Source organism: Streptomyces sp. 6-11-2, assembly GCF_006540305.1.
GTDB lineage: Bacteria > Actinomycetota > Actinomycetes > Streptomycetales > Streptomycetaceae > Streptomyces.
The window spans coordinates 167,257-188,721 of sequence record NZ_BJOR01000001.1; the positions used below are offsets into that span (position 1 = coordinate 167,257).

21 protein-coding genes are annotated in these 21,465 nt (G+C 73.0%); 13 read left to right on the forward strand and 8 right to left on the reverse strand.

Annotated features, from left to right (window positions below):
• Positions 1-24: 24 nt before the first annotated feature.
• Together TNCT6_RS00790 and TNCT6_RS00795 are read right to left on the reverse strand one after the other, a co-directional pair.
• A complete protein-coding gene (locus tag TNCT6_RS00790) occupies positions 25-390 on the reverse strand; it encodes a cupin domain-containing protein (RefSeq protein ID WP_141355574.1) in 366 nt (121 codons plus the stop codon).
• A gap of 260 nt (positions 391-650) precedes the next feature.
• The gene (locus TNCT6_RS00795; RefSeq protein WP_172632758.1) at positions 651-1,676 is read right to left on the reverse strand and encodes a cytochrome c oxidase assembly protein; all 1,026 of its coding nucleotides are present in this window, start codon (positions 1,674-1,676) and stop codon (positions 651-653) included.
• Positions 1,677-2,121: 445 nt separating this feature from the next.
• On the opposite strand from TNCT6_RS00795, the gene TNCT6_RS00800 reads away from it, so the two are divergent.
• From TNCT6_RS00800 to TNCT6_RS00820, 6 genes are all read left to right on the forward strand, one after another.
• Positions 2,122-3,915, forward strand: a complete 1,794-nt coding sequence (locus TNCT6_RS00800; RefSeq protein WP_141355576.1) for a bifunctional UDP-sugar hydrolase/5'-nucleotidase — start codon at positions 2,122-2,124, stop codon at positions 3,913-3,915.
• Positions 3,916-4,511: 596 nt separating this feature from the next.
• Entirely contained in the window at positions 4,512-6,641 is a 2,130-nt protein-coding gene (locus TNCT6_RS00805; protein WP_253266367.1) for a heavy metal translocating P-type ATPase, read from the forward strand.
• Positions 6,642-6,784: 143 nt separating this feature from the next.
• Positions 6,785-7,042 carry a DUF1876 domain-containing protein gene (locus TNCT6_RS00810; protein ID WP_141355578.1) on the forward strand — a complete coding sequence of 86 codons (258 nt, stop codon included), beginning with the start codon at positions 6,785-6,787 and terminating at the stop codon, positions 7,040-7,042.
• 170 nt (positions 7,043-7,212) lie between these two features.
• Positions 7,213-7,377: a hypothetical protein gene (locus tag TNCT6_RS39670; RefSeq protein ID WP_172632759.1), complete on the forward strand. Its 165-nt coding sequence runs from the start codon at positions 7,213-7,215 to the stop codon at positions 7,375-7,377.
• The gene (locus tag TNCT6_RS00815; protein ID WP_141355580.1) at positions 7,374-7,829 is read left to right on the forward strand and encodes a cyclic nucleotide-binding domain-containing protein; all 456 of its coding nucleotides are present in this window, start codon (positions 7,374-7,376) and stop codon (positions 7,827-7,829) included. Before TNCT6_RS39670 ends, TNCT6_RS00815 begins: the two co-directional genes overlap by 4 nt.
• Before the next feature lie 40 nt (positions 7,830-7,869).
• The gene (locus TNCT6_RS00820; RefSeq protein WP_253265973.1) at positions 7,870-8,535 is read left to right on the forward strand and encodes a CBS domain-containing protein; all 666 of its coding nucleotides are present in this window, start codon (positions 7,870-7,872) and stop codon (positions 8,533-8,535) included.
• A gap of 129 nt (positions 8,536-8,664) precedes the next feature.
• On the opposite strand, the gene TNCT6_RS00825 is transcribed toward TNCT6_RS00820, so the two are convergent.
• Positions 8,665-9,558, reverse strand: coding sequence for a universal stress protein (locus TNCT6_RS00825; protein ID WP_141355582.1), 894 nt, complete (start codon positions 9,556-9,558; stop codon positions 8,665-8,667).
• Positions 9,559-10,285: 727 nt separating this feature from the next.
• On the opposite strand from TNCT6_RS00825, the gene TNCT6_RS00830 reads away from it, so the two are divergent.
• Positions 10,286-10,624: a hypothetical protein gene (locus TNCT6_RS00830; RefSeq protein WP_141355584.1), complete on the forward strand. Its 339-nt coding sequence runs from the start codon at positions 10,286-10,288 to the stop codon at positions 10,622-10,624.
• 3 nt (positions 10,625-10,627) lie between these two features.
• On the opposite strand, the gene TNCT6_RS00835 is transcribed toward TNCT6_RS00830, so the two are convergent.
• A complete protein-coding gene (locus tag TNCT6_RS00835) occupies positions 10,628-11,755 on the reverse strand; it encodes a hypothetical protein (RefSeq protein ID WP_141355586.1) in 1,128 nt (375 codons plus the stop codon).
• Positions 11,756-11,810: 55 nt separating this feature from the next.
• A complete protein-coding gene (locus tag TNCT6_RS00840) occupies positions 11,811-12,023 on the reverse strand; it encodes a hypothetical protein (protein WP_141355588.1) in 213 nt (70 codons plus the stop codon).
• Between the two features lie 294 nt (positions 12,024-12,317).
• Here TNCT6_RS00840 and TNCT6_RS00845 point away from each other — a divergent pair, with 294 nt between their 5' ends.
• Positions 12,318-13,058 carry a PP2C family serine/threonine-protein phosphatase gene (locus TNCT6_RS00845; protein WP_141355590.1) on the forward strand — a complete coding sequence of 247 codons (741 nt, stop codon included), beginning with the start codon at positions 12,318-12,320 and terminating at the stop codon, positions 13,056-13,058.
• Between the two features lie 28 nt (positions 13,059-13,086).
• Here TNCT6_RS00845 and TNCT6_RS00850 read toward each other — a convergent pair whose 3' ends face one another.
• Positions 13,087-13,731: a protein-L-isoaspartate(D-aspartate) O-methyltransferase gene (locus tag TNCT6_RS00850; RefSeq protein ID WP_141355592.1), complete on the reverse strand. Its 645-nt coding sequence runs from the start codon at positions 13,729-13,731 to the stop codon at positions 13,087-13,089.
• Between the two features lie 109 nt (positions 13,732-13,840).
• On the opposite strand from TNCT6_RS00850, the gene polX reads away from it, so the two are divergent.
• Complete coding sequence (polX, locus tag TNCT6_RS00855) at positions 13,841-15,568, forward strand: DNA polymerase/3'-5' exonuclease PolX (protein ID WP_141355594.1); 1,728 nt, start codon at positions 13,841-13,843, stop codon at positions 15,566-15,568.
• Positions 15,569-15,688: 120 nt separating this feature from the next.
• On the opposite strand, the gene TNCT6_RS00860 is transcribed toward polX, so the two are convergent.
• Positions 15,689-16,504, reverse strand: coding sequence for an SAM-dependent methyltransferase (locus TNCT6_RS00860; protein ID WP_141355595.1), 816 nt, complete (start codon positions 16,502-16,504; stop codon positions 15,689-15,691).
• A gap of 166 nt (positions 16,505-16,670) precedes the next feature.
• On the reverse strand, positions 16,671-18,134 hold the full coding sequence (locus tag TNCT6_RS00865; protein WP_172632760.1) for a PucR family transcriptional regulator: 1,464 nt from the start codon (positions 18,132-18,134) through the stop codon (positions 16,671-16,673).
• A 139-nt stretch (positions 18,135-18,273) separates the two neighbouring features.
• Between TNCT6_RS00865 and TNCT6_RS00870 the strand changes: the two genes are divergently transcribed.
• The 4 genes from TNCT6_RS00870 (at position 18,274) to ureB (ending at position 21,464) form a co-directional block, all read left to right on the forward strand.
• Positions 18,274-19,431 (forward strand): CaiB/BaiF CoA-transferase family protein, encoded by a 1,158-nt coding sequence (locus tag TNCT6_RS00870; RefSeq protein WP_141355599.1) that lies wholly within the window; start codon positions 18,274-18,276, stop codon positions 19,429-19,431.
• Positions 19,432-19,452: 21 nt separating this feature from the next.
• On the forward strand, positions 19,453-20,643 hold the full coding sequence (locus TNCT6_RS00875; protein WP_141355601.1) for an acyl-CoA dehydrogenase family protein: 1,191 nt from the start codon (positions 19,453-19,455) through the stop codon (positions 20,641-20,643).
• A gap of 201 nt (positions 20,644-20,844) precedes the next feature.
• Positions 20,845-21,147, forward strand: coding sequence for an urease subunit gamma (locus TNCT6_RS00880; protein ID WP_141355603.1), 303 nt, complete (start codon positions 20,845-20,847; stop codon positions 21,145-21,147).
• Positions 21,144-21,464, forward strand: coding sequence for an urease subunit beta (ureB, locus tag TNCT6_RS00885; protein WP_141355605.1), 321 nt, complete (start codon positions 21,144-21,146; stop codon positions 21,462-21,464). The genes TNCT6_RS00880 and ureB overlap by 4 nt, the downstream gene beginning before the upstream one ends.
• The last annotated feature ends 1 nt before the right edge of the window (position 21,465 follow it).

Below are 21,465 nucleotides of genomic sequence, written 5' to 3' on the forward strand. Positions count from 1 at the left end.
GCGGTGTCCTGTCCGCCCCGGCGTCTACACCCCGCCCGGCTTCGCGTACCGCTGTGCCATGGGCCCCGCGAAGTCGTACAGCACGACCTGCTCGTCGCCCACGACCCAGGCGTCGTGTCCGGGCGAGCAGACGAAGGCGTCGCCCGGGCCCACCTCGGCCTCGCCGCCGTCGTCCATGGCCAGGTGCATGCGGCCCTGTACGACATAGCTGTTGTGGTGGACCAGGCAGCTGCGCGTCCCGGCGATCGGGCCGACCGACTCGGACCAGCGCCAGCCCGGTTCGAAGGTGGCCACGGCGAAGTCGAGTCCCGTGAGATGGACGGCTTCGAGGTGGCCCCGTGGGAAGTCGCGCCGCTCGTCCGGCTTCTCGACCGTCTTCACTTCCAGCATGACGGTGATCTCCCTTCCGGCCGTTGATCCCTGCGGCCGGGGCCGGTCTCCGTCCCCGCGCGAGGCGCACGGTACCGGCGGGGGCCGAGCCCCGCGCTCTCATCGTCTCCCCGCCGAATGGCCCTCGCCATTCGGCTCCCGCGGACGGGCACGGCTCCCGGACGGGTCCGGGCCGCCGGGCGAAAAGAGTTGACCGGACCACGGGACAGTTCGCTCGACGGCTGCCCATGTGTGCCGTCACCCTGCGGGTGGAACGGGGCTCAGCCCGTGCCGCGCTGCCGCCTGATCCTGTCGGCCACCTCGTTCTGCTCGGTCTCCCACCAGGGGCGGACGAGCGCGGGCGCGGACGCCGGAACCTGTTCGCCGGCCTGCCGGGACGGTACGGCGACGCGGGCGAGTTCCTGGTCGAGGCGGCGGTCGAGGGCGGCGTTCTGGACGCGTTCGGCACGCGCCCACTGCACCAGGATCGCCAGGATGAAGGGAAGCGCGACCAGTTCGGCGATGCTGAGCATCGCGCCGCCGCCGATCTGCTGGTCGTGGTGGACGTCCGTGGCCCAGGCGGGCGCGTGGTGCTGGTACCAGGCCCCCGCGATCAGCGTCCCGTGGGTCATCACCACGACACCCGGTACCGCGTCGACGATGCCGTCCAGGAACACCAGCGCGGCCCGCACCGGATGGGTGCACCAGGACGGCAGCGCCCGCTCGTGGCTGAGCACCGGGACGACGAACAGACAGCCCGCAGTGAGCAGATGCAGGTACATCACCTCGTGCAGCCAGCCGACGCGCAGCGCGGTGGCGAAGTACGGCGTGAAGTACACGACGAGTTCGCTGGCGAGCACGAGGGCCGTACTGACCAGGGGAAAGGTGAGCACCCGCACCAGCCGCCCGGTCATCGCCCGACGGACCCGCGCCGCCCTGGCCTCCGGCAACGCCTCCACCGCGAGCCGCAGCGGGTCGCCGAGGGCCAGGCCGAGGGGAGCGACCAGGTCGAGCAGGATGTTCTGCACGGCGGCGGGCCAGAACAGGACGTGGTCGTACACGGCCAGCGCCGACATCGTGGCCACCACCAGCGTGCCCAGTCCGAGCAGCGCGAAGGCGGCGGTACGGGCGGGCGACCAGCTCCTGCCGCGTCTGCGCAGCCGCAGCACGCCCCAGCCGTACAGTCCGCCCAGGACGGCCACCACGGCCAGCGCCGGGACGTCGGCCTGCCACGAGGACAGCAGACGACCGAGGGTCGGTTCGGCGAGTTGCCCGGCCGACAGTTCGGTCACCGCCTCAGGAATCATGCGTATCGCTCTCCATCCGCCCACGGGGGACGAGTCGGTTCATGTCCCCTGCGGACGGTAGTCGCCGGCGGCCGCTCCCGGGACGGCGGGGTGAGGGCGTCCGGCGCGTCGCGTCAACACGGCACCACGCCCGGGACGGGACCGCTCGACGGGCCGAACCGCCTGGAAGCCGGACATCCCGAGGGTGCGACGCGGGTCGGGCGGGCCGCCCCGAGGGCGTCGTCGCGCCCCCTGGCCGGGAGACGACTTCTCACGGATTCCTCACCGTGGGCTTACCGCGACGATCCGCCTCCGGCGTCCGCGCGAATCACTCAAAATCGCCCTGAACTGCAAACGTCCGCCAGATGGAAACCTCTCCGTAACCACGAAGTTCCTGACAACTACGCGCGTTGACCCTAGGCTGCGGCCTGCTGCCCCCACTCTTTCCAGTCACATCAGGAGCACCATGTCGCCGACCCACTCCCGCCGCCCGGCTCCGCGAAGAGCCCTCATAGCGGCTCTCGCCACGGCCGCCACGCTGGCCACCGCCGGTGCTCTCGTCGCGGCCAACCCCGCGCTGGCCGGCTCCGACGCCAACTCGGCCCCCTTGAAGGACCTCCAGCTCCTCGCCATCAACGACTTCCACGGCAACCTGGAGCCGCCGGCCGGATCCTCCGGCCGGGTCACCGAGCGGCAGGCCGACGGCACCACGAAGGACATCGACGCCGGCGGCGTGGAGTACCTGGCGAGCAGCCTGCGCACCGCGCGCAAGGGCCACGACCGGTCGCTGACCGTCGCCGCCGGCGACATCGTCGGCGCCAGCCCGCTGCTGTCCGGCCTCTTCCACGACGAGCCGACCGTCGAGGCGATGAACAAGCTCGGCCTGGACGTCACGGGCGTGGGCAACCACGAGTTCGACGAGGGCAAGGACGAACTGCTCCGCCTCCAGAACGGCGGCTGCCACCCGGTCGACGGCTGTTACGACCAGGGACGCAAGTTCAAGGGCGCCGACTACCCGATCCTGTCGGCCAACGTGATCAACGAGAAGACCGGCAAGCCGCTTCTCAAGCCGTACGTCGTCCAGAACGTCAAGGGCGCGAAGGTCGGTTTCATCGGCGTCACCCTCAAGGGCACCCCGGACGTCGTCACGGCCGCGGGCGTCAAGGGACTGAAGTTCCTCGACGAGGCCGAGACGATCAACAAGTACACCAAGGAACTCCAGCAGCAGGGCATCCACGCGATCGTCGCGCTCGTCCACGAGGGCGGGTTCCCGGCTTCCTCGGCGTACAACTACGACTGCGACGCGGGCGGCAGCACCGGGCTGAGCGGTCCCATCGTGGACATCGCCAAGAAGGTCGCGCCGGAGGTCGACGCCCTCGTCACCGGCCACACCCACAACGCGTACGTCTGCTCCATCCCGGACCCGGCGGGCCACCCCCGCCTGGTGACCAGCGCCGCCTCCTACGGCCGGCTCTTCACCGAGCTGAACATGAAGTACGACCCGCGCACCGACGACATCGTCCGCGCCACGGTCAAGGGCTCCAACCGCGTCGTCGACCGGACCCAGTCCAAGGCGGCCGACCTGACGCAGCTGCTCGACTACTGGCAGACCCTGGCCGCGCCGGTCGCCAACAAGCCGGTCGGCTACATCACCAAGGACGTCACCCGCACCGGTGCCGTCGAGTCGCCGCTGGGCGACCTGATCGCGGACGCGCAGCTGGCGCACGCCAAGTCCCTGGACAGCCGTGCCGTCGTGGCGCTGATGAACCCGGGCGGCATCCGTGCCGACCTGGTCTACGCCGCCTCCGGCAAGGAGGGCGACGGCGTGGTGACGTTCGGCGAGGGCTTCGCGGTGCAGCCCTTCAGCAACACGGTCAACCTCAAGAACCTGACCGGCGCGCAGCTGATCACCGTACTGAAGCAGCAGGTCAGCGGCAGCAACGCCGCCGCCCCGAAGTACCTTCAGATCTCCTCCGGCCTCACCTACACCCTGGACCTGACCAAGACGGGCGCCGACCGCGTCGTCGAGGACTCCATCAGGCTGGACGGCAAGCCGATCGACCCCAGCGCCACCTACCGCGTCGCCATGAACTCCTTCCTGGCCGACGGCGGTGACGGCTTCACCGAGTTCGCCAAGGGCACCGACCAGCTCGTCGGCAGCGACGACCTGGCCGCACTGGTCGACTACCTGACGGCGAACACCTCGGCCGCCGCGCCGTACGCGCCGACCGCAGCCGACCGGGTCACCGTCGTCAAGTAAGCGACGATCCGACCGATCGGACGAGGGCGGGCCTTGCACAAGGCCCGCCCTCGCGTGTGTCCGCGGGCGGGTGCGGCGCACCGGGCGACGTCGGCGGGGAGACCCGCCCGTTGGCCCGGCGCTCGGCGCGGCAGGGCCCGGAGGGGCCCCGGACGGTGCCGTTCGGCCCTGGCTCCGGCCGCCGGCCGGACGGAGACTGGGAGGGACCGACGTACGGGACCGCGCGCGGCCGGGACGTGGCGTCCGGCCTGCGCCCGCAACAGGAGGTACGCCATGACGGGAGCCGTCGCCGGACCCGCCCGCCTCACCGCGTGGGCGGCCACGGTGCTCCCCCGCCGCCGCGCCTCGCTGCCGAGCCCCGCGCGGCGGCTCCCGTGAGCGCTCCGGCCGGGAGCCGCGGCACCAGGAGCAACTCGCTGCGCCGCCTGGCCAGGGCACTGACCCCGACCACCGCCGAGTTCCAGCCCGTGCTCCTGGCCGTCACCGCCTCGGCCCTGATCGCCGGAGGCGTCTCCTGGCTGGCCGGGAACACCGGCCTGGCCGACGTGTGCTGGGGGCTCGGCACCGTCGCCGCCGTCGTGCCCGCGCTGGGCTGGATGGTGGCCGCGCTCCGCCAGGGCCGTACGGGCGTGGACCTGATCGCGGTACTGGCGCTCGGCGGCACCCTGGCGGTCGGCGAGTTCCTCGCCGGCGCGCTCATCGCGCTGATGCTCGCCACGGGCCGCACCCTGGAGGCCGCGGCCGAGCGACGTGCCTCCCACGACCTGGTCGCCCTGCTGGAGCACGCGCCGCGCACGGCCCGCCGCCGTACCGGGACCGTCGTTCGCACGGTGCCGCTCTCCGAGGTCGGCGTCGGCGACCTGCTGGTGGTGGGTCCGGGCGAGGTCGTCCCCGTGGACGGCAGGGTGGTGGACGCCCCGGCCGTGCTCGACGAGTCGGTACTCACCGGGGAGGCCACGCCCGTCGAGCGGGAGCCGGGTCAGGAGGTGCGCAGCGGTGTGGTCAACGCGGGCGACGCCTTCGAACTGCGGGCCGCCGCGACCGAGCAGGACAGCACGTACGCCGAGATCGTGCGGCTGGCCCGGCGGGCGGGCGCCGAGTCGGCCCCCCTGGTCCGCCTGGCCGACCGCTACGCGGCCTGGTTCCTGCCGCTGTCCGTGGCGACCGCCGGACTGGCCTGGCTGCTCAGCGGGTCCGCGGTGCGGGCGGTGGCGGTCCTCGTGGTCGCCACGCCGTGCCCCCTGCTGCTCGCCGCTCCGGTCGCGATCGTCTCCGGCCTGTCCCGGGCCTCCCGGCTCGGCGTGGTGGTCCGTGACGGCGGCGCCCTGGAGAACCTGGGGCGGGCACGTACGCTGCTGCTCGACAAGACCGGCACGCTCACCGGCGGCCGCCCGCGCGTGGTCGACGTGACCGCGGCGCCCGGCTGGAAGCCCGCCGACGTACTGCACCTGGCGGCGACCCTCGACCAGTACTCGCCGCACGTCCTGGCGCGGGCCATCGTCGACGCGGCGCACGAGCGCGGACTGGACCCGGGCGTGGCGCTGGAGGTGTCGGAGGAGGCCGGCCGGGGGATCTCCGGCGTCGCCGGCGGGCGCGGGGCGACCATCGGCCGGCTGCCCGCGGGTACGGAGGCGCCCGCGTGGGCCCGGGCGGTGGAGAACCGGGCGATGCTGGACGGCGCCGCGGTGGCCTGGCTCACGGTCGAGGGCCGGCCCGTCGGTGCCGTGCTCCTGCGCGACCCGGTGCGGCACGACGCCCCCCGGACGCTGCGCCGGCTGCGCACGGCGGGCATCGAACGGATCGTCATGCTCACCGGGGACCGGCCCGAGCCCGCCCGTGAGGTCGCCGCCGTCCTCGGACTCGACGGCGTGCGCGCCGAGCTCTCCCCGGCCGGCAAGGTGGCCGCGGTCCGCACGGAGCAGGAGCGCGCGGTCACCGTGATGGTGGGGGACGGCGTCAACGACGCACCGGCGCTCGCCGCCGCGGACGTCGGTGTGGCGATGGGCGCGCGCGGATCCACCGCCTCCTCCGAGGCCGCCGACATCGTCCTGACCACCGACCGCCTGGACCGGCTGGCCGACGCGGCCGCGGTCGCGGTGCGCGCACGGCGCATCGCGGTGCAGAGCGCCCTCGGGGGCATGCTGATGTCCCTGGCCGCCATGGCAGCGGCCGCCTTCGGGCTGCTGCCGCCCGCGGTGGGCGCCCTGCTCCAGGAGGGGATCGACGTCGTGGTGATCCTCAACGCGCTGCGCGCCCTGCGCACGGACCGGGCGGCCCAGCCGGCGCTCGAACCCTCCACTCAGGCCCTCATCGAGCGCTTCGCCGCCGAGCACGACGATCTTCAGGACGTCCTGGAGGCGGTGCGCTCGGCCGCGGCCCGGCTCGCCGAACGCCCCGGCCCGGACGCCCTGGCGTCGGTGCGCGAGGTGCACCGGCTGCTCACCGAACGGCTGCTGCCCCACGAGTACGCCGAAGAACACCAGCTCTACCCGGCACTCATGCCCGCACTCGGCGGCCCCGAGGCGACCGCCACCATGAGCCGGGCCCACGCCGAGATCGAACGGCTCTCCCGGCGCGTCGCCACGCACCTCTCGCCGGCCGACACCGAGGGCACCCTCGCACCCGAGCAGTCCGAGGACCTGCTCGCCTGCCTCTACGGCCTGCACACCGTGCTGCGCCTGCACTTCGCGCAGGAGGAAGAAAACTACTTCTCGCTCGCCCCGTGAACCCCGGCCCCGGCCGCCGTCCGGCCATCGGCTCGGGCGCGGCCCCGGAGTGGGCCTTTCGGCTCTGGCGCGGCCGCGGGCGTGCGCGCAAGGTGAGAAGTGGCGGGACAGCCTCGTACGGAACTCGCACGGAAGTGGTCACGATGGAAGCCAAGCAGTGGACCGTGCAGATCTACATCACCGAGGACGGCGACGACACCCACGCACGTGCCGTCCTCAGCACCCGCGACACGTCGACGGTCACCGGTCGGGGCGTGGCCCGGCGCAACCCCATCGACCGTCCGATTCCCGAGATCGGGGACGAACTCGCCGTCAGCAGGGCCCTGGAGGACCTCGCGATCCGGCTGCACGACGTGGCCTCCGACGACATCGTCGAGCTGGCCGGTCCCGCGCCCGCCTGACGGACGTCCTCGCGGCGTGCGACGACGGGCCGCCGGGCGCCATGTGGGGCCGAAGGGCCCCCCGGCGGGCCCGAGCGGCCCGTGGCGGCGCGGGCCTTACGGGAACAGGCTGGATACAGCAGCGCGGCGGCATCCCGGAGCGGGACGACCGCCATCCCGGAGGGGGGACGATGACGGACAGTCCCACCACCGCGGGCCTGGCCAGGAGCGGACTCGACGCCCTGTCCGGGCCCCTCGGCGGGCCCGGCCGCGCGGTCGCCGGACCCACGGGCACGCTGCACGACGAGCCCGCCGACCGAGCGAGGCGGCAGGAACGAGAGGAGCCGGAGCGATGACCTCCACCACCACCCGGGCCGCGGCCCTTCCGGCCGAGCACCGTGCGCGGCTCATGCGGTTCGCCCGCGAGACCTCCTTCGACATGGGCGCCCGTCTGTTCCAGGAGGGCCGGCACGCCGACCGGTTCTGGATCATCCGGACCGGCACCGTCGCCCTCGACCTGCACGTCCCGGGCCGGAGCGCCGCCGTCATCGAATCGCTGGGCCACGGCGAACTGGTCGGCTGGTCCTGGCACTTCCCGCCCCATGTGTGGCAGCTGGGCGCCGAGGCCACGAGCCCGGTGCGGGCCTACGAGTTCGACGCCGAGGCCGTGCGCACGCTGTGCGGGGAGGATCCCGAGTTCGGTCGCGCCGTCGCCGTCTGGGTCGGCGGTGTGGTCGCCCACCGGCTGCAGGCGGCCCGCATCCGGCTGCTCGACCTGTACGCCCCCTACGGCAGCGGGGGCAGGTGAATCCGCCCGCACCCGCATCCGACGTCCCGAGGAGGAGACCGTGCACGGCAGCCCGCACATCGTGAGCGACGTCATGACGCACACCGTCGTGGCCGTGGGCCGTGACGCCCCGTTCAAGGAGATGATCAACCTCATGGCGCAGTGGAAGGTCAGTGCCCTTCCGGTGCTGGAGGGCGAGGGACGCGTGATCGGTGTCGTGTCCGAGGCCGACCTGCTGCCCAAGGAGGAGTTCCGGGACAGCGATCCCGACCGTTTCACCCAGCTGCGCCGGCTGCCCGACCTGGCCAAGGCGGGCGCGGTGACGGCCGAGGAGCTGATGACGTCCCCGGCGGTCACCGTCCACTCCGACGCCACTCTCGCCGAGGCCGCGCGCATCATGGCCCAGCGCCGGGTCAAGCGGCTGCCCGTCGTCAGCGGCGAGGGAATGCTGGAGGGCATGGTCAGCCGGGGCGACCTGCTGAAGGTGTTCCTGCGGTCGGACGACGACCTCGCCGAGGAGGTCCGCCGGGAGATCGTCTCCTACCTCTTCCCCGCGCCGCTCGAACCGATCCACATCGGCGTACGCGACGGCGTGGTCACGCTCACCGGCCGGATCCGGGACACCTCGCTGGTGCCCGTGGCCGCCCGCCTGGTGCGGGCCATCGAGGGAGTCGTCGACGTCGAGTGCGACCTGACGAGCGGTCCGGCGCTGACCGAACCGCGCTGAGCACATCGCGCCGTCGCCGTCGCCTCTTCGGCGGCGGCCGGTGAAGCCCGCGGGTCGTGGACACGGCCGGCCCCACGGTCCGCGGGGGCACATCGGCCGTGGCGGTCGTCTCCGGCCTGTCAGGGCCTGTCAGTCGTGGGGTACGAGCACGACCGGGCGGGTGACGTGGTGGACGAGGGCGTGCGCGACCGGACCCGCGTGCGCGATCACGGGGTACTTCCTGCGGCGGCCCACCACCAGCAGACCCGACCCGCTCACGGCGCGCGGCAGAACGTGGGCCGGGCGCCCCTCGTGCAGGGTCTCGGTCACGTACACGGCGGGGAACTTCTGCCGCCAGGGCTCCAGCAGCGCGGCGAGTTCCCGTTCCGCCTCCCGCCGGAACGATCCCCGGGTCCGCGCGTCCGGCAGCCCGTGGGTCAGCGGCACGTGCCAGGCGTGCACCACGCGCAGGGGCGCCCTGCGCAGTTCGGCGGCGCGGAAGGCGAAGTCCAGCAGGTCGTCACAGGGGCCGTCGGTGTCGACGGCGACCGCCACGTCACGGTGCGCGGTCCGTGTCGAGGGACGTCCGGAGACGTCCGGCAGATGTTCGCTCTCCGCGGTCTCGCCCGCCCGTACGAGGACGACGGGCCGCTCGGCGTGCACGGCGGTCCCCATGGCCACCGAGCCCAGGACGAAGCCGCCGACCGCGCCGAGCCCCTGGCTGCCGATGACCAGCAGTTCGGCGTCCTCCGCCTCGTCGAGCAGCGCGGGACCCGGCTGCCTGCGCACCTGCTCGCCGGACAGGTCCAGCCGCGGGTACGACTCGCTGAGCTGGGCGACCGTGTCCCGCAGCATCCGCCGCGCACGGGACTGCGGCACCCGCATCTCGGGCAGGTCCGCTCTCCCCGCGGTGTCGGGCAGGCCTTCCCAGGCGTGCACCAGCCGGAGCGGCAGCCCTCGCCGGAGGGCTTCCCTGGCCGCCCAGTGGGCCGCGGCGAGGCTCTCGCGCGAGCCGTCCAGGCCGGCCACGACAGGTCTCAGCATGACGGTCACCTTCCCTGTACCCCGCGCTTGCCTCTCCCTCTGTTCTCCCCCGCGGGTGCGCGGTCGGCGTCACACCGGCCGCGCACCGCGGGTGCGGCGGATCGCCCCTGCTCAGGCGTGCCGCACCGGGATGGTCCTGGTGCCCGTCTTCTCCTCCGGGACCGGGACCGTGATGGTCAGACGCCGTTCTCGTACTGCTTGTGCCCGGTACTCGGCGTACTCGGTACTCGGCGCTCTCTTCCAGTCTCGCGCGTTCGAGCCGCGGCGGCTGTGGGCCGACCGGCCCGGTGCGTGCCGGACGGTGGGCCCGAGGTCCCGCCCCGGCGGGGACGAACGGCCGGTGTGACCACGTCGGGCGGCCCCAGGACGGCGGCCCGCGAGGCTGTCACGCTGGAGTGGAGGAAGCCGTGCGGGCGACCGTCCGCTCGGCGCGTCGGGGGTGGTCGGAGGACCCGGGGGGTGGTCGGAGGGCCGAAGGGAGCAGCGATGAGGGCGAACGAACCCGTCCGGCGTCCGCTGTGGCGGTGGCGGAGCAACCCGATGCGCCGGCGCGAGGACGTGATCGAGGGCTGGGTCCTGCTGGCCACGTGTGCCGTCATCGCGGTGGGCGCTCCCCTGGCGGGCGTGGTCGTCGGACAGGCGACGGCGGACGGCCTCGCCCGGCAGCAGGTGGAGCGGCACCCGGCCACCGCCGTCCTGGTCCGCTCGGCTCAGCCCGGCGGCGAGGGTGACGACGCCGGACGACCGGGTCGTGGGGACCGTCCGCTGGACGGCTCCGGACGGTACCCGGCACGAGGACCGGACCCTGGTCGCGCCCACCCTCGCGGCGGGCGACCGGATCGCGGTGTGGACCGATCAGCACCACCGGGTCACACCCCCGCCCTTGACCCCGTCCGAGGCCGCGTCGCAGGCGGCCGCCACGGGCGCGTTGGTGACGCTCGCCCTCGCGGGTGCCGCCGGCGGCGGATGCTGCGCGGTCCGCGCCGCGCTCGACCGGCGCCGCGCCCGCGCCTGGGAAGCGGAATGGCGCAGGGTCGGACCGCAGTGGGGCCACGCGGCACGCTGACGATCACAGCCGTCGCGCCCCTGATGCGCCGGGGCCGTTCCGGGGCAGCGGGTACCGCAGCAGGACGCCCACACCCTCGTGCAGCCGCACCTCCCGCTCGGGCACCAGGACCAGTTCCGCCCTGGTGCCGACCAGCGCCCGGGTCAGCGCCGCGTCGGCGCGCTCCGCACGCACGTCCTGTACGCCATAGGAGCGCAACTCCTCTTCAGTCATGGCGAGTTGGCCGGCACCCGGGCCGACCCACAGGCGCAGCGGCGACTCGGGGTGGTGGTTGAGGAACAGGGCCTTGACCCGGCCCCGTTGCAGGGCCGACACGGTGGCGGAAAGCCCCTCGGCCGTCGCTCCGCCGTGCGCCCGCTGGGCCAGGAAGACGTCCAGCAGGCCCCGGTCGTGCGCGGCCATGCGTCCGCTGAAGAGACTTTCGAGCCGCTGCTCCAGCAGGGCCCGCCCCGGCACCGACTCGCCCGTGCCCTCCACCGTGGTGACATGTCCGCGCAGCGGCGGGGGAAGCCGGTTGACGAGGATTCCGCGGGCCCAGACGTCTCCCGCGACGACCACCGCCTCGCAGTCGGTGCGCCGTGCGTGGCCCTCCAGCTCGCGGCCGATCACCTGGGCCGCCCGCGGCCAGTCGCCCACCGGGATCTCCTCGTGCAGGCGGTGCCCGGGCGCGACCTTGGTCAGGGGCCAGATGCCGGCCTCGGCGTCGACGCGCACGGTGCCGGTCGCGTCCGTGGAGTGACGTCCGCCGTAGCGGACGTGCACCGCCAGGTACGGGATCCCGGGCGCGTGCTGGACGATCAGCGGCATGGTGTCCGGCAGTGTTCCGAAGTGCGCCGTGTCCCGCGCGGGCGGCAGCGGCAGCTCGTCCAGCAGGGCCGCGTGGCCGTGCGCGGTGAACACCGCCTGCCCGTGCGGGCCGGGCACCTCCGTGTCGCTGCCCACCAGGTCGGCCACCGCGGTGATGGTGCTCCGGTCCGCCCCCTCGGACATCAGGGCGTCCCGCAGATGCCGCCACCGCAGTGCTATGGCCGTGTCGGGGTCCGCGACGGCGCTGTCGCGGGAGGTGTCCAGATACACCGACGCGAACGGACCGGACTGCTTGTACAGGGGTTCGAGGAAGGAAAGTCTCATGGTCGCTCCCGGCTGCACCGCCGCCCCGCGCCCACCCGTGCGGACGGCGCGGGGTCTACAGTCCCTGGGCGAGCAGGAGCTCGTGGGCGAGGCGCGCTCCCTGGGCCGCCTCCCCGGGCGGGTTGTCCTGTGACGGGATGTTCTCCAGACCGCGGGCGAGCGCCCGTACGGCCTCCGCCAGCGTCGCCGTCTGTGCTTCCAGCCGACTCAGCCGGGCCTCCAGCTCGGGCGCGGCACCGGTTGCTGCGGCTGTGTGATTCTGCTTCATGTCCCGGGTCCTCACGGGTGCGGCAGGCCGGGATCGGGGGTCGGGCCTGTGCCGCGGAGCGGCGGACGGGCCTCTTCGCCGACGGCCCGACGTTCGAAGTCGCTCACGGCAACCTCCTGGCAAGCTCCCGGCCGGCTCGCCAGTCACCCACCTGGTCAGTCTCGCACCGATCCGACCGGCCTGCCGCCCCACACCGGGGACCGGGCTGCCCGGGCTGCACCGCCCGGCCGGCCACCCGACAATGGTCTCGGCGCACGATCCGCCCCGACGCGCAGGGGAAGGCGGTGACCTGTGATGACGTACGTCGCTGTGAGTGCGCTGAGCCATCCGGGACTGATCCGCGAGCACAACGAGGACAGCCTGGTCGCCGGGCCGTGGACCCTGTGCGCCACGATGACCGAGAATCCGCAGACGCTGGTGTTCCCCCTCGGGACGCCCCTCGTCGTCGCGGTCGCCGACGGGATCGGCGGCCAGCCCGGAGGCCACGTGGCCAGTGCCCTGGTGGTCCGGCAACTCGCTCAGGCCGGGCCCGGCCTGACCGACGAGGACGACGTCCGCGAGGTAGTGCACGCCTGCAACCGCCGGGTGTACGCGGCCGCGGAAGGCGACGGACCGGCCACGATGGGCACCACCGTCGCGGGCGCCGTCGTCCTGCCCGGATCGCTGCTGGCGTTCAACGTGGGCGACAGCCGGATCTTCGCCGCGCCCCGGGACGGGCTGCTCCAGGTCAGCGTGGACGACAACCCTCCGCCCCCGCCGGGGCAGCGCACCACGTCGCTCCTGACCCAGGCCCTGGGCGGCGGCCTGAGGTACCACGCCGTCACCCCCCATGTGACGGCCTGTCCCCTCGCCCCGGGCGACCGCTACCTGATCTGCACCGACGGCCTGACCGACCCGGTGCCGAACGACGTCCTGGACGACCTGCTGCGGGAGTTCGACGACGGCCGGGCGGCCTTCGAACTGTGGAAGGCCGCCATCGAGGCCGGCGGGCCCGACAACATCACGCTCGCCGTGGTGCGGGTCGTGGAGCAGTGACCTCCCGTCGGCCCCACGGTCCGGGGGCTCAGCAGGAGAAGCCGTACCGCCCGCGCAGGCGTACGAAGCACGCGGGCGTGAGGGTCCGCCGCGGCTCCAGTCCCCGCTCGGTGCGCAGGAAGGACACGACCTGCTCCCGGCCGCCGGACCCGATGGGCTGCACGAGGCGCCCGCCCGGACGCAGTTGCGCGACCAGCGGCGCGGGTACCTCCGGGAAGGCGGCGGACACGACGACCGCGTCGTAGGGAGCGCGGTCCGGCACCCCGCCGCTGCCGTCCCCGACGCGCAGCTCGATGTTCCGCAGGCCCTGACCGGCGAGGTTGCGCCGTGCCCGCTCCGCGATGTCCGGCCGCATCTCGACGGTCACCACGTCGGCGGCCAGTGCGGCGAGCAGCGCGGTCTGGAAGCCGAGTCCGGTACCGATCTCCAGAACGTGCTCGTCCCCGCTCAGGCCGAGGCCGTCGATCATCATGGCGGAGAGCGAGGGCTGGGTGGTCACCTGTCCGTGGCCGATCGGAAGGGGCACGTCGCGGTAGGCGTCCGCGCGGTGGACGGCGGGCACGAACGCCGCCCGGGGCGTCGCGCGGACGGCCCGGAGCAGCCGCTCGTCACCGACGCCGGCCGCGCGAGCGGCCCGCACGAGAGCCTCGGCCGGCTGGGCGGCTTCGGACATGGCACTTCTTTCCCTGCGGGGCCGGAGGGTGAGCATCCCGTCGGGCTCGCCCCCCGCAGTCATCGTCGCACCTGGCCCGCCGGACGGGTCGGTTCCTAGACTGGGAGACGTGGTTCGGGCCAACGAGGAGGTCGAGGCACTCCTCCAGGAGTACGCGGACCTCATCGCCATCACCGGAGGCGACGCGTTCAAGGCGCGGGCCTACGAGAAGGCCGCCCGCGCGATCGGCGGCCATCCCACCGACGTCTCCCGCCTCGATGTCGCGGGTCTGAAGGAGATCCCGGGCGTGGGCAGGTCGATCGCCGAGAAGGTCGTCGAGTACCTCCGCACCGGCAACGTCACGGTGGTGGAGGAGACGCGGGCCAGGATTCCGGCGGGGGTACGGCAGTTGATCACCATTCCCACCCTCGGGCCCAAGAAGGCGATGACCCTCTACGAGGACCTGCACATCTCCTCGGTGGCCGAGCTGGCCGACGCGATCAAGGCGGAGAAGCTGCGCGATCTGAAGGGCTTCGGGAAGAGGACCGAGGAGAACATCCTGCACGGCATCGCCCTGATGCAGCAGGCCGGGGAGCGGATCCTGCTGGGCACCGCCATGGAGTCCGCCGAGGACATCGTCGCCGAACTCTCCCGGATCACCGGGTGTGCGCAGTGCGCGTACGCGGGGTCGCTGCGCCGCATGAGGGAGACCATCGGGGACATCGACGTCCTCGTCGCCGCCGACCGGTCGGCGCCCTTCATGGACGCGCTCACCGAACTGCCCTCCACCGCCGAGGTCGTCGCGCACGGCGCGAAGAAGACCTCGATCCGCACCGTCACGGGCGTCCAGGTCGACCTGCGCGTGGTGCGACAGGACTCCTGGGGTGCCGGGATGCAGTACTTCACCGGCTCCAAGGCGCACAACATCCGCACCCGGACCATCGCCGTCCACCTGGGGTTGAAGCTCTCCGAGTACGGCCTGTTCGACGCCGGGAGCGGAGAGCGGGTCGCCTCCCGCTCGGAGGACGAGGTGTACGCGAGGCTCGGCCTGCCGTGGATCCCGCCCACGCTGCGCGAGGACCGGGGCGAGATCGAGGCCGGCTTGCGCGGCGAGCTGCCCCAGGTGGTCACGGTGGACGACGTCCGGGGTGACCTGCACACCCACACCGACCTCACCGACGGGCTCGCCCCGCTGGAGGAGATGGTGGCCGCGGCCGCCGACCGGGGCTACGCGTACTACGCGGTCACCGACCACGCGCCCGGCCTCGCCATGCAGCGCATGACCGAGGAGAAGGTCCTCGCCCAGCGCGAGCGGGTGCGGTCACTGGACGGCCGGCACCGCGGGATGCGGCTGCTGCACGGCACCGAGCTCAACATCGGCCCGGACGGGGACGTGGACTGGCCCGGCGAGTTCCTCGCGGGCTTCGACATCTGCGTGGCCTCGGTGCACTCGCACTTCGGCCTCGGCCGCGAGGCGATGACCCGGCGGCTCGTGCGCGCCTGCGAGAACCCCCACGTCCATGTCCTCGGCCACCCCACCACCCGTCTGATCGGCAGGCGGCCCGGCATCGACGCCGACCTCGACGAGGTGTTCGCCGCCTGCGCCCGCACCGGCACGGCCCTGGAGATCAACGCCCAGCCGGACCGCCTCGACCTGGGCGACGAGGACATCCTGCGGGCCAGGAGCCACGGCGCGAAGTTCGCCGTCGACTCCGACGCCCACTCCCTCCTCCATCTCGCCCACCTGCGCTACGGAATCGGCACGGCCCAACGCGGATGGCTGACCCCGGACGATGTGATCAACACCTGGCCGCTGCGGCGGCTGCGCCGCTTCCTGCGCAAGGACCGGGCCGCCTGAGGTTCACCGGAGCCGACGCTCCGCTCGGCCCCTGATTCCCCCGGGGCCCAACGGCCGCGGCCGTGACCGAACCGCCGGTGCGGTGCTTCGGTCACGGCCGCGGGACGGCTCGTACGGGTGTCACGGCTTGCGCGCGAGGCCCCCGTGCTCGGCGACGGGCGCCACGGCGGGGGCTTCGGGGTCCGGACGCCAGTGCGGAACCGAGACGACCCCGGGCTCCACGAGTTCCAGTCCGTCGAAGAACGCCGTGATCTGGTCGACGGTGCGCAGGTTGTACGGGATGGCGCCGCTCTTGTTGTAGCCCTCCTGGGCCGCTTCGAAGTCCGGGTCGGTGCCCAGGGACCCGTCGTTGATGGAAAGGTAGCTGCCGGACGGCAGTGCGTCCAGCAGCCGGGAGACGATGGAGCGTGCCTGGTCGTAATCGGCAACGTGACCAAGGATGTTGCTGAGGATGAGGCCGATGGGACGGCTGAAGTCCAGCGTGTCGGCGGCGGCCGCGAGGATGCGGTCCGGGTCCAGCACGTTGGCGTCGACGTAGGCGGTGGCCCCCTCCGGAGTGGAGTAGAGCAGGGCGCGCGCGTGGGCCAGGACCATCGGGTCGTTGTCGACGTAGACGATCCGGGACTCGGGGGCGATGCGCTGGGCGACCTCGTGCGTGTTGTCGGCCGTCGGCAGGCCGGTGCCGATGTCGAGGAACTGCCGGATGCCCGCCTCGGCGACCAGGTGGGTGATGTTGCGGCGCAGGAAGCCGCGGCTGCTGCGGGCTATGGTGACGATGCCGGGGAAGACGGCGGTGTAGGCGTCACCGGCCTCCTCGTCGACGGCGTAGTTGTCCTTGCCACCCAGCCAGTAGTTCCAGATCCGAGCCGAGTGCGGCACCGTCGTGTCGATCTTCTGGTGCGCCGCCGGGTCGGGGCTCGTCGCGGGGTGGGTCATGGGTACCGTCCGTTCTCCGTCTCGCGGGTTGTCCAACGACAAACTACGTTCCGAAAGCCCTGCTGTGCACGCCAGTTCACGTTTCCGTCAGTGGTTTTCCCGAAAGATCGCGACCTACGCACCAGGCGGGCACCCGCGACCGCTCCCGGCGCGCCCCGGCCGTCCCCTACGCCATCCCCCGGCGGCGCAGAAGCAGCCACAGTTCCGCGGTGACGTCCGGGTCGGTGAGATCCACGCCGAGCAGCGCCTGGCAGCGCGAGACGCGGTGCCGGAGCGTGTTGCGGTGGACGCCGAGCGCGCGGGAGGCCGCCTCCCACTGACCGTGATGGCGCAGGTAGCCGACGAGGGCCTGGCGCAGGACATCGGTCAGCCGGTCGCAGGCGGCGGCCATGCGCGCGGCCGGATCGCCGCCGTACGGTCCCGCCGACGGGTGGGCCAGCAGCCGGGTTCCCGGGGCGAGGTCCGCCAGCGTCGCGGCGGCGACCGCGCGGACGGCCGGTGCCCGCCCGACCGGGACCACCTCCGTCAGGACGGCCGCGGCGTCGGCGTCCGCCCGCCGTACCGCGCCCTCCAGGCACGCGGTCGGGGGATGGTCCGCGGGGACCAGGAACCAGGCCGCTCGGTCGTCCGTCCGGACCGCGATCGCCTCCGGGCACCAGCGGCGGACCACTCCGGTGAGGATGTCGCTCGCCCGGCCCCTCATCGCCAGGACGCGCAACTGGTCCGGCGGGCTCGGTGCCCGTACCGCGCCCGCGAGTCTCCGCGCGGCGTCCAGGTGCCCGAAGTCGACCAGCAGTCCGACGCAGCGCTGTCCCTCGTCGGCCACGGATTCGGCGCGCGAACCGCGCACCGCGTCCAGGCTCAGCAAAGCCGACGCCGTCAGCACGGCTCTGCGCCTCGTGGGATCCAGCGGCGTCGAGGTGCCGACCGCGAGGAACCCCGCGGCCCGCTCGTGCCCGGCCAGCGGGAACACGATCACCGCTCCCGACCCGGTCGCGAACGAGGCGGCGGAGTGCGCTCCGGCGCCCTCCAGCCGCACGATCTCCCCGCGTACCCGCGCGGCCTGTTCGGCGGCTCCGGCGGGGAACACCTGGTCCACCTCGCCCGCCGGTGTGTAGGCCGCCGCCCAGGCGTCGAGCGACCGGCCGAGGGTGCGCAGGACCGTGGCGACCGGGTCGGCGGAGGCGGCCGCGTCGACGAGCGCCCGCTGCGTCGCCAGGACGTCCTTGAGGTGCTGCTCGGCCGTGCGGGAGACGGCGGCCCAGTAGGCCTTCGTGATGCGCAGGAACGGCGTGGGCGGCGGGACGGTGAGCAGGCACAGTCCCAGCTTCCGGCAGGCCGCCAGGAGCGGCGCCGGAACCTCCGCGTGCACCGGGCCGAGGCCGAGCGCCAGCGCGGTCAGCTCGGCCTCGACCAGGCGGCCGACGTACCGTTCGCAACCGAGCTTGTTCCGGGGCAGGGACAGCCCCGTCGTCAGCAGCAGCTCCCCGCCGTTCAGATAGCCGGTCGGGTCGAGCAGTTCGCTGATGTGCACGGCCGACACCTCCCGCGTGGAGGCGGCGAACCCCTCGGCCGGCGCGAGATCCGTACCGAGGGCCCGACACAGTGAGGCCACCGTCGGAACCGTCACGGCTGCTCCTGCGCGGGAACCGTCACGCATGCTCCTGTGCGATCTGTCCAATACGAGCCCTGCGAGGTGCATTTTATCCAATGAGAGATCCGCGCCTTCTCCGTACGGTCGTCCCGTCCCGAGCGAACGGAGAATGGTCATGCCCGTCGATCCGCCCGCGGCACCGCTCGACGGCCTGGTCGTCGCCGACTTCAGCCGCGTCCTGGCCGGCCCGCTGGCCTCGGTGATGCTGGCGGACCTGGGGGCCACCGTCATCAAGGTGGAGCGCCCGGGCTCCGGCGACGACACCCGGGCCTGGGGTCCGCCGTGGACGGACCACTCCAGCAGCTACTTCGAGTGCGCCAACCGCTCGAAGCGGTCCGTGACCCTCGACCTGTCCGACCCGGAGGACCTCCGGCTGGCCCGGACACTGGCCGGGCGGGCCGACGTCCTGGTGGAGAACTTCAAGGACGGCGCCCTCGCCGCGCGGGGACTCGACTACGAATCCGTCCGCCGCACGAACCCGGGCGTCGTGTACTGCTCGGTGACCGGCTTCGGCCGCCACGGCGGCGCGGCGCTCGCGGGCTACGACTTCCTCGTCCAGGCGCTGGGCGGTCTGATGAGCATCACCGGCGACCCCGGCGGCGACCCGCAGAAGGTCGGCGTGGCCCTGGTCGACGTACTGACCGCCAAGGACGCGACCATCGGCATCCTGGCGGCGCTGCGGGCCCGCGAGCAAAGCGGCCGGGGCCAGCGGGTGGAGGTCAACCTCCTGTCCAGCCTGCTGGGTTCGCTGGCGAACCAGGCCTCGGCGTATCTGACCACCGGCCGGGCGCCGGGGCGGATGGGCAACGCGCACCCGTCCATCGCGCCGTACGAGACGCTGCGCTGCGCGGACGGCCTGCTCGCCATGGCGTGCGGGAACGACGGGCAGTTCCGCCGGCTGGCCGAGGTGCTGGACGCGCCGGAGCTGGCCGACGACGAACGCTTCGCGGTCAATCCGGCCCGGGTGCGCAACCGCCACGCACTCGTCCGGGCCCTGGAGGAACACCTCGCGCGCGACACGGTCGAGACCTGGATCGGGCGGTTCACCGCGGTCGGTGTCCCGGCCGGACGGGTCGGCACCGTCGCCGACGGCATCGCCCTGGCCGAGTCGCTCGGCCTCGAACCGACCGTCCGGGTCGGCCCCTCGTCGCCGCCCCAGATCCGGCACCCCGTCACGTACTCGGCCACCCCGGTCACCGGCTACCGGCCGCCGCCCCGTCTCGGCGAGCACAGCGACGACGTACGCCGCTGGCTCACCGACCCGACCCACTGATCCGCCACAGGAGAAGACCGCATGAACGCACCGGCCAAACTGCCCCCGCTCGACCCCCGCGACCCCGCCGGCCTGCACGACCTGCTCACCCCCGAGGAGAAGGCGGTGGCCGCCTCGGTGCGCCAGCTCTGCGGGCAGCGCGTCGACCCCTTCGTGGCGGACTGGTTCGAGCAGGGCACCATTCCCGACATCCGCGGCCTGGCCAAGGAGCTCGGCGCGCTGGGCGTGCTCGGCATGCACCTGGAGGGCTACGGCTGCGCGGGCATGTCGGCCACCGAGTACGGCGTGGCCTGCCTCGAACTGGAGGCCTCCGACTCCGGTATCCGCTCGCTGGTCTCGGTGCAGGGCTCGCTGGCGATGTTCGCCATCTGGAAGTGGGGCACCGAGGAGCAGAAGCGGCAGTGGCTGCCGTCCATGGCCGCCGGTGAGGCGATCGGCTGCTTCGGCCTCACCGAGCCCGACGCCGGCTCCGACCCCGGCAGCATGCGCACCCGGGCGCGGCGCGACGGCGACGACTGGGTCCTCGACGGCCGCAAGATGTGGATCACCAACGGCAGCGTGGCCGACGTGGCCGTGGTCTGGGCCGGGACCGACGAGGGCGTGCGCGGCTTCGTGGTGCCCACCGACACCCCGGGCTTCTCGGCCCCGGAGATCAAGCACAAGCTGTCCCTGCGCGCCTCGGTCACCAGCGAGCTGGTCCTGGACGGGGTGCGCCTTCCCGCGGACGCCGTGCTCCCCGAGGTCCGGGGTCTGAAGGGCCCGCTCAGCTGCCTCAACGAGGCCCGCTACGGCATCGTCTGGGGAGCGATGGGCGCGGCCCGGTCGTCGCTGTACGCCGCCCAGTCCTACGCGGTGGAGCGGACCCAGTTCGGCAAGCCGATCGGGGCGTTCCAGCTGACCCAGCAGAAGCTGGCCGACATGTACCTCGAGTACACCAAGGGCGTGCTCCTGGCGCTGCACCTGGGCCGGCGCAAGGACGCCGGCACGCTGCGGCCCGAGCAGGTGAGCCTGGGCAAGCTCAACAACGTGCGCGAGGCACTGGACATCTGCCGCACCGCCCGCACGATCCTCGGGGCGAACGGCATCTCCCTGGAATATCCCGTCATCCGGCACATGAACAACCTGGAGTCCGTGCTGACCTACGAGGGCACCGTCGAGATGCACACGCTCGTCGTCGGGCAGGCGGTCACGGGACACGCGGCGTTCCGGTGAGATCGGGTGGAGGCGGTCCTTCCACTGCTCCCTCCATGACCAAAATTTGTCTGCTTTGCCCGTATAAGACGGGTCATAAGGATAGAAAGGGACTTATCGCGGTGCGGTGAAAGTTGCCACAGCGGCATCGGGCGGCCTATAAGAGGAGCATGACCGGAGTGATTCCGGAATTCGGGCAACTGCCCGCTACGGAGGATTCCCATGCTTCTGACTCCGTCCGATACGGAGAAATTGCTGCTGAGCGTCGCCGGAATGGTCGCCCGTGACCGGCGGGAGCGCGGCGTGCTCCTCAATTACCCCGAGGCCGTCGCGCTCCTTTCCTGCTGGGTGATGGAGCGGGCCCGCGAGGGCGCCCTCGTCAGCGATCTGATGGCCGAGGGGCGCACCGTCCTCACCCGCGCCGAAGTACTCGAAGGCGTCCCCGAGATGCTGCACGACGTCCAGGTCGAGGCGACCTTCCCGGACGGGCGCAAGCTCGTCACGATCACCTCGCCGATCCCGTGATCCCCGGCGAGATCCGGACCGGTTCCGGCGTACTGCACATCAATGAGAACCGCGCACGGCTTCAGATGACCGTGGTGAATGACGGTGACCGCCCCATTCAGCTCGGATCGCATCTGCATTTCCCCGACGCGAATCCCTCACTTTCTTTTGACCGGTCTCTTGCCGAGGGTTTCCGGCTCGATATTCCCGCCGGCACGTCCCTGCGTTTCGAGCCCGGAGTCGGCGTCGAGGTCACCCTCGTCGAACTGGGCGGCCGCCGGGAGGTGCCCGGCATCGTCGTGCCCGGCACCCGGACCGCACGAACGGACGACATGTGAC

Coding starts and splice junctions, on each gene's coding strand:
- TNCT6_RS00790 (WP_141355574.1), bottom strand. CDS start 390: ATGCTGGAAGTGAAGACGGTCGAGAAGCCGGACGAGCGGCGCGACTTC.
- TNCT6_RS00860 (WP_141355595.1), bottom strand. CDS start 16,504: ATGACCCACCCCGCGACGAGCCCCGACCCGGCGGCGCACCAGAAGATC.
- TNCT6_RS00870 (WP_141355599.1), top strand. CDS start 18,274: ATGCCCGTCGATCCGCCCGCGGCACCGCTCGACGGCCTGGTCGTCGCC.
- TNCT6_RS00880 (WP_141355603.1), top strand. CDS start 20,845: ATGCTTCTGACTCCGTCCGATACGGAGAAATTGCTGCTGAGCGTCGCC.
- TNCT6_RS00850 (WP_141355592.1), bottom strand. CDS start 13,731: ATGTCCGAAGCCGCCCAGCCGGCCGAGGCTCTCGTGCGGGCCGCTCGC.
- TNCT6_RS00815 (WP_141355580.1), top strand. CDS start 7,374: ATGACCTCCACCACCACCCGGGCCGCGGCCCTTCCGGCCGAGCACCGT.
- TNCT6_RS00875 (WP_141355601.1), top strand. CDS start 19,453: ATGAACGCACCGGCCAAACTGCCCCCGCTCGACCCCCGCGACCCCGCC.
- TNCT6_RS00795 (WP_172632758.1), bottom strand. CDS start 1,676: ATGATTCCTGAGGCGGTGACCGAACTGTCGGCCGGGCAACTCGCCGAA.
- TNCT6_RS39670 (WP_172632759.1), top strand. CDS start 7,213: ATGACGGACAGTCCCACCACCGCGGGCCTGGCCAGGAGCGGACTCGAC.
- TNCT6_RS00805 (WP_253266367.1), top strand. CDS start 4,512: ATGGTGGCCGCGCTCCGCCAGGGCCGTACGGGCGTGGACCTGATCGCG.
- TNCT6_RS00810 (WP_141355578.1), top strand. CDS start 6,785: ATGGAAGCCAAGCAGTGGACCGTGCAGATCTACATCACCGAGGACGGC.
- TNCT6_RS00835 (WP_141355586.1), bottom strand. CDS start 11,755: ATGAGACTTTCCTTCCTCGAACCCCTGTACAAGCAGTCCGGTCCGTTC.
- TNCT6_RS00845 (WP_141355590.1), top strand. CDS start 12,318: ATGACGTACGTCGCTGTGAGTGCGCTGAGCCATCCGGGACTGATCCGC.
- TNCT6_RS00840 (WP_141355588.1), bottom strand. CDS start 12,023: ATGAAGCAGAATCACACAGCCGCAGCAACCGGTGCCGCGCCCGAGCTG.
- TNCT6_RS00825 (WP_141355582.1), bottom strand. CDS start 9,558: ATGCTGAGACCTGTCGTGGCCGGCCTGGACGGCTCGCGCGAGAGCCTC.
- TNCT6_RS00800 (WP_141355576.1), top strand. CDS start 2,122: ATGTCGCCGACCCACTCCCGCCGCCCGGCTCCGCGAAGAGCCCTCATA.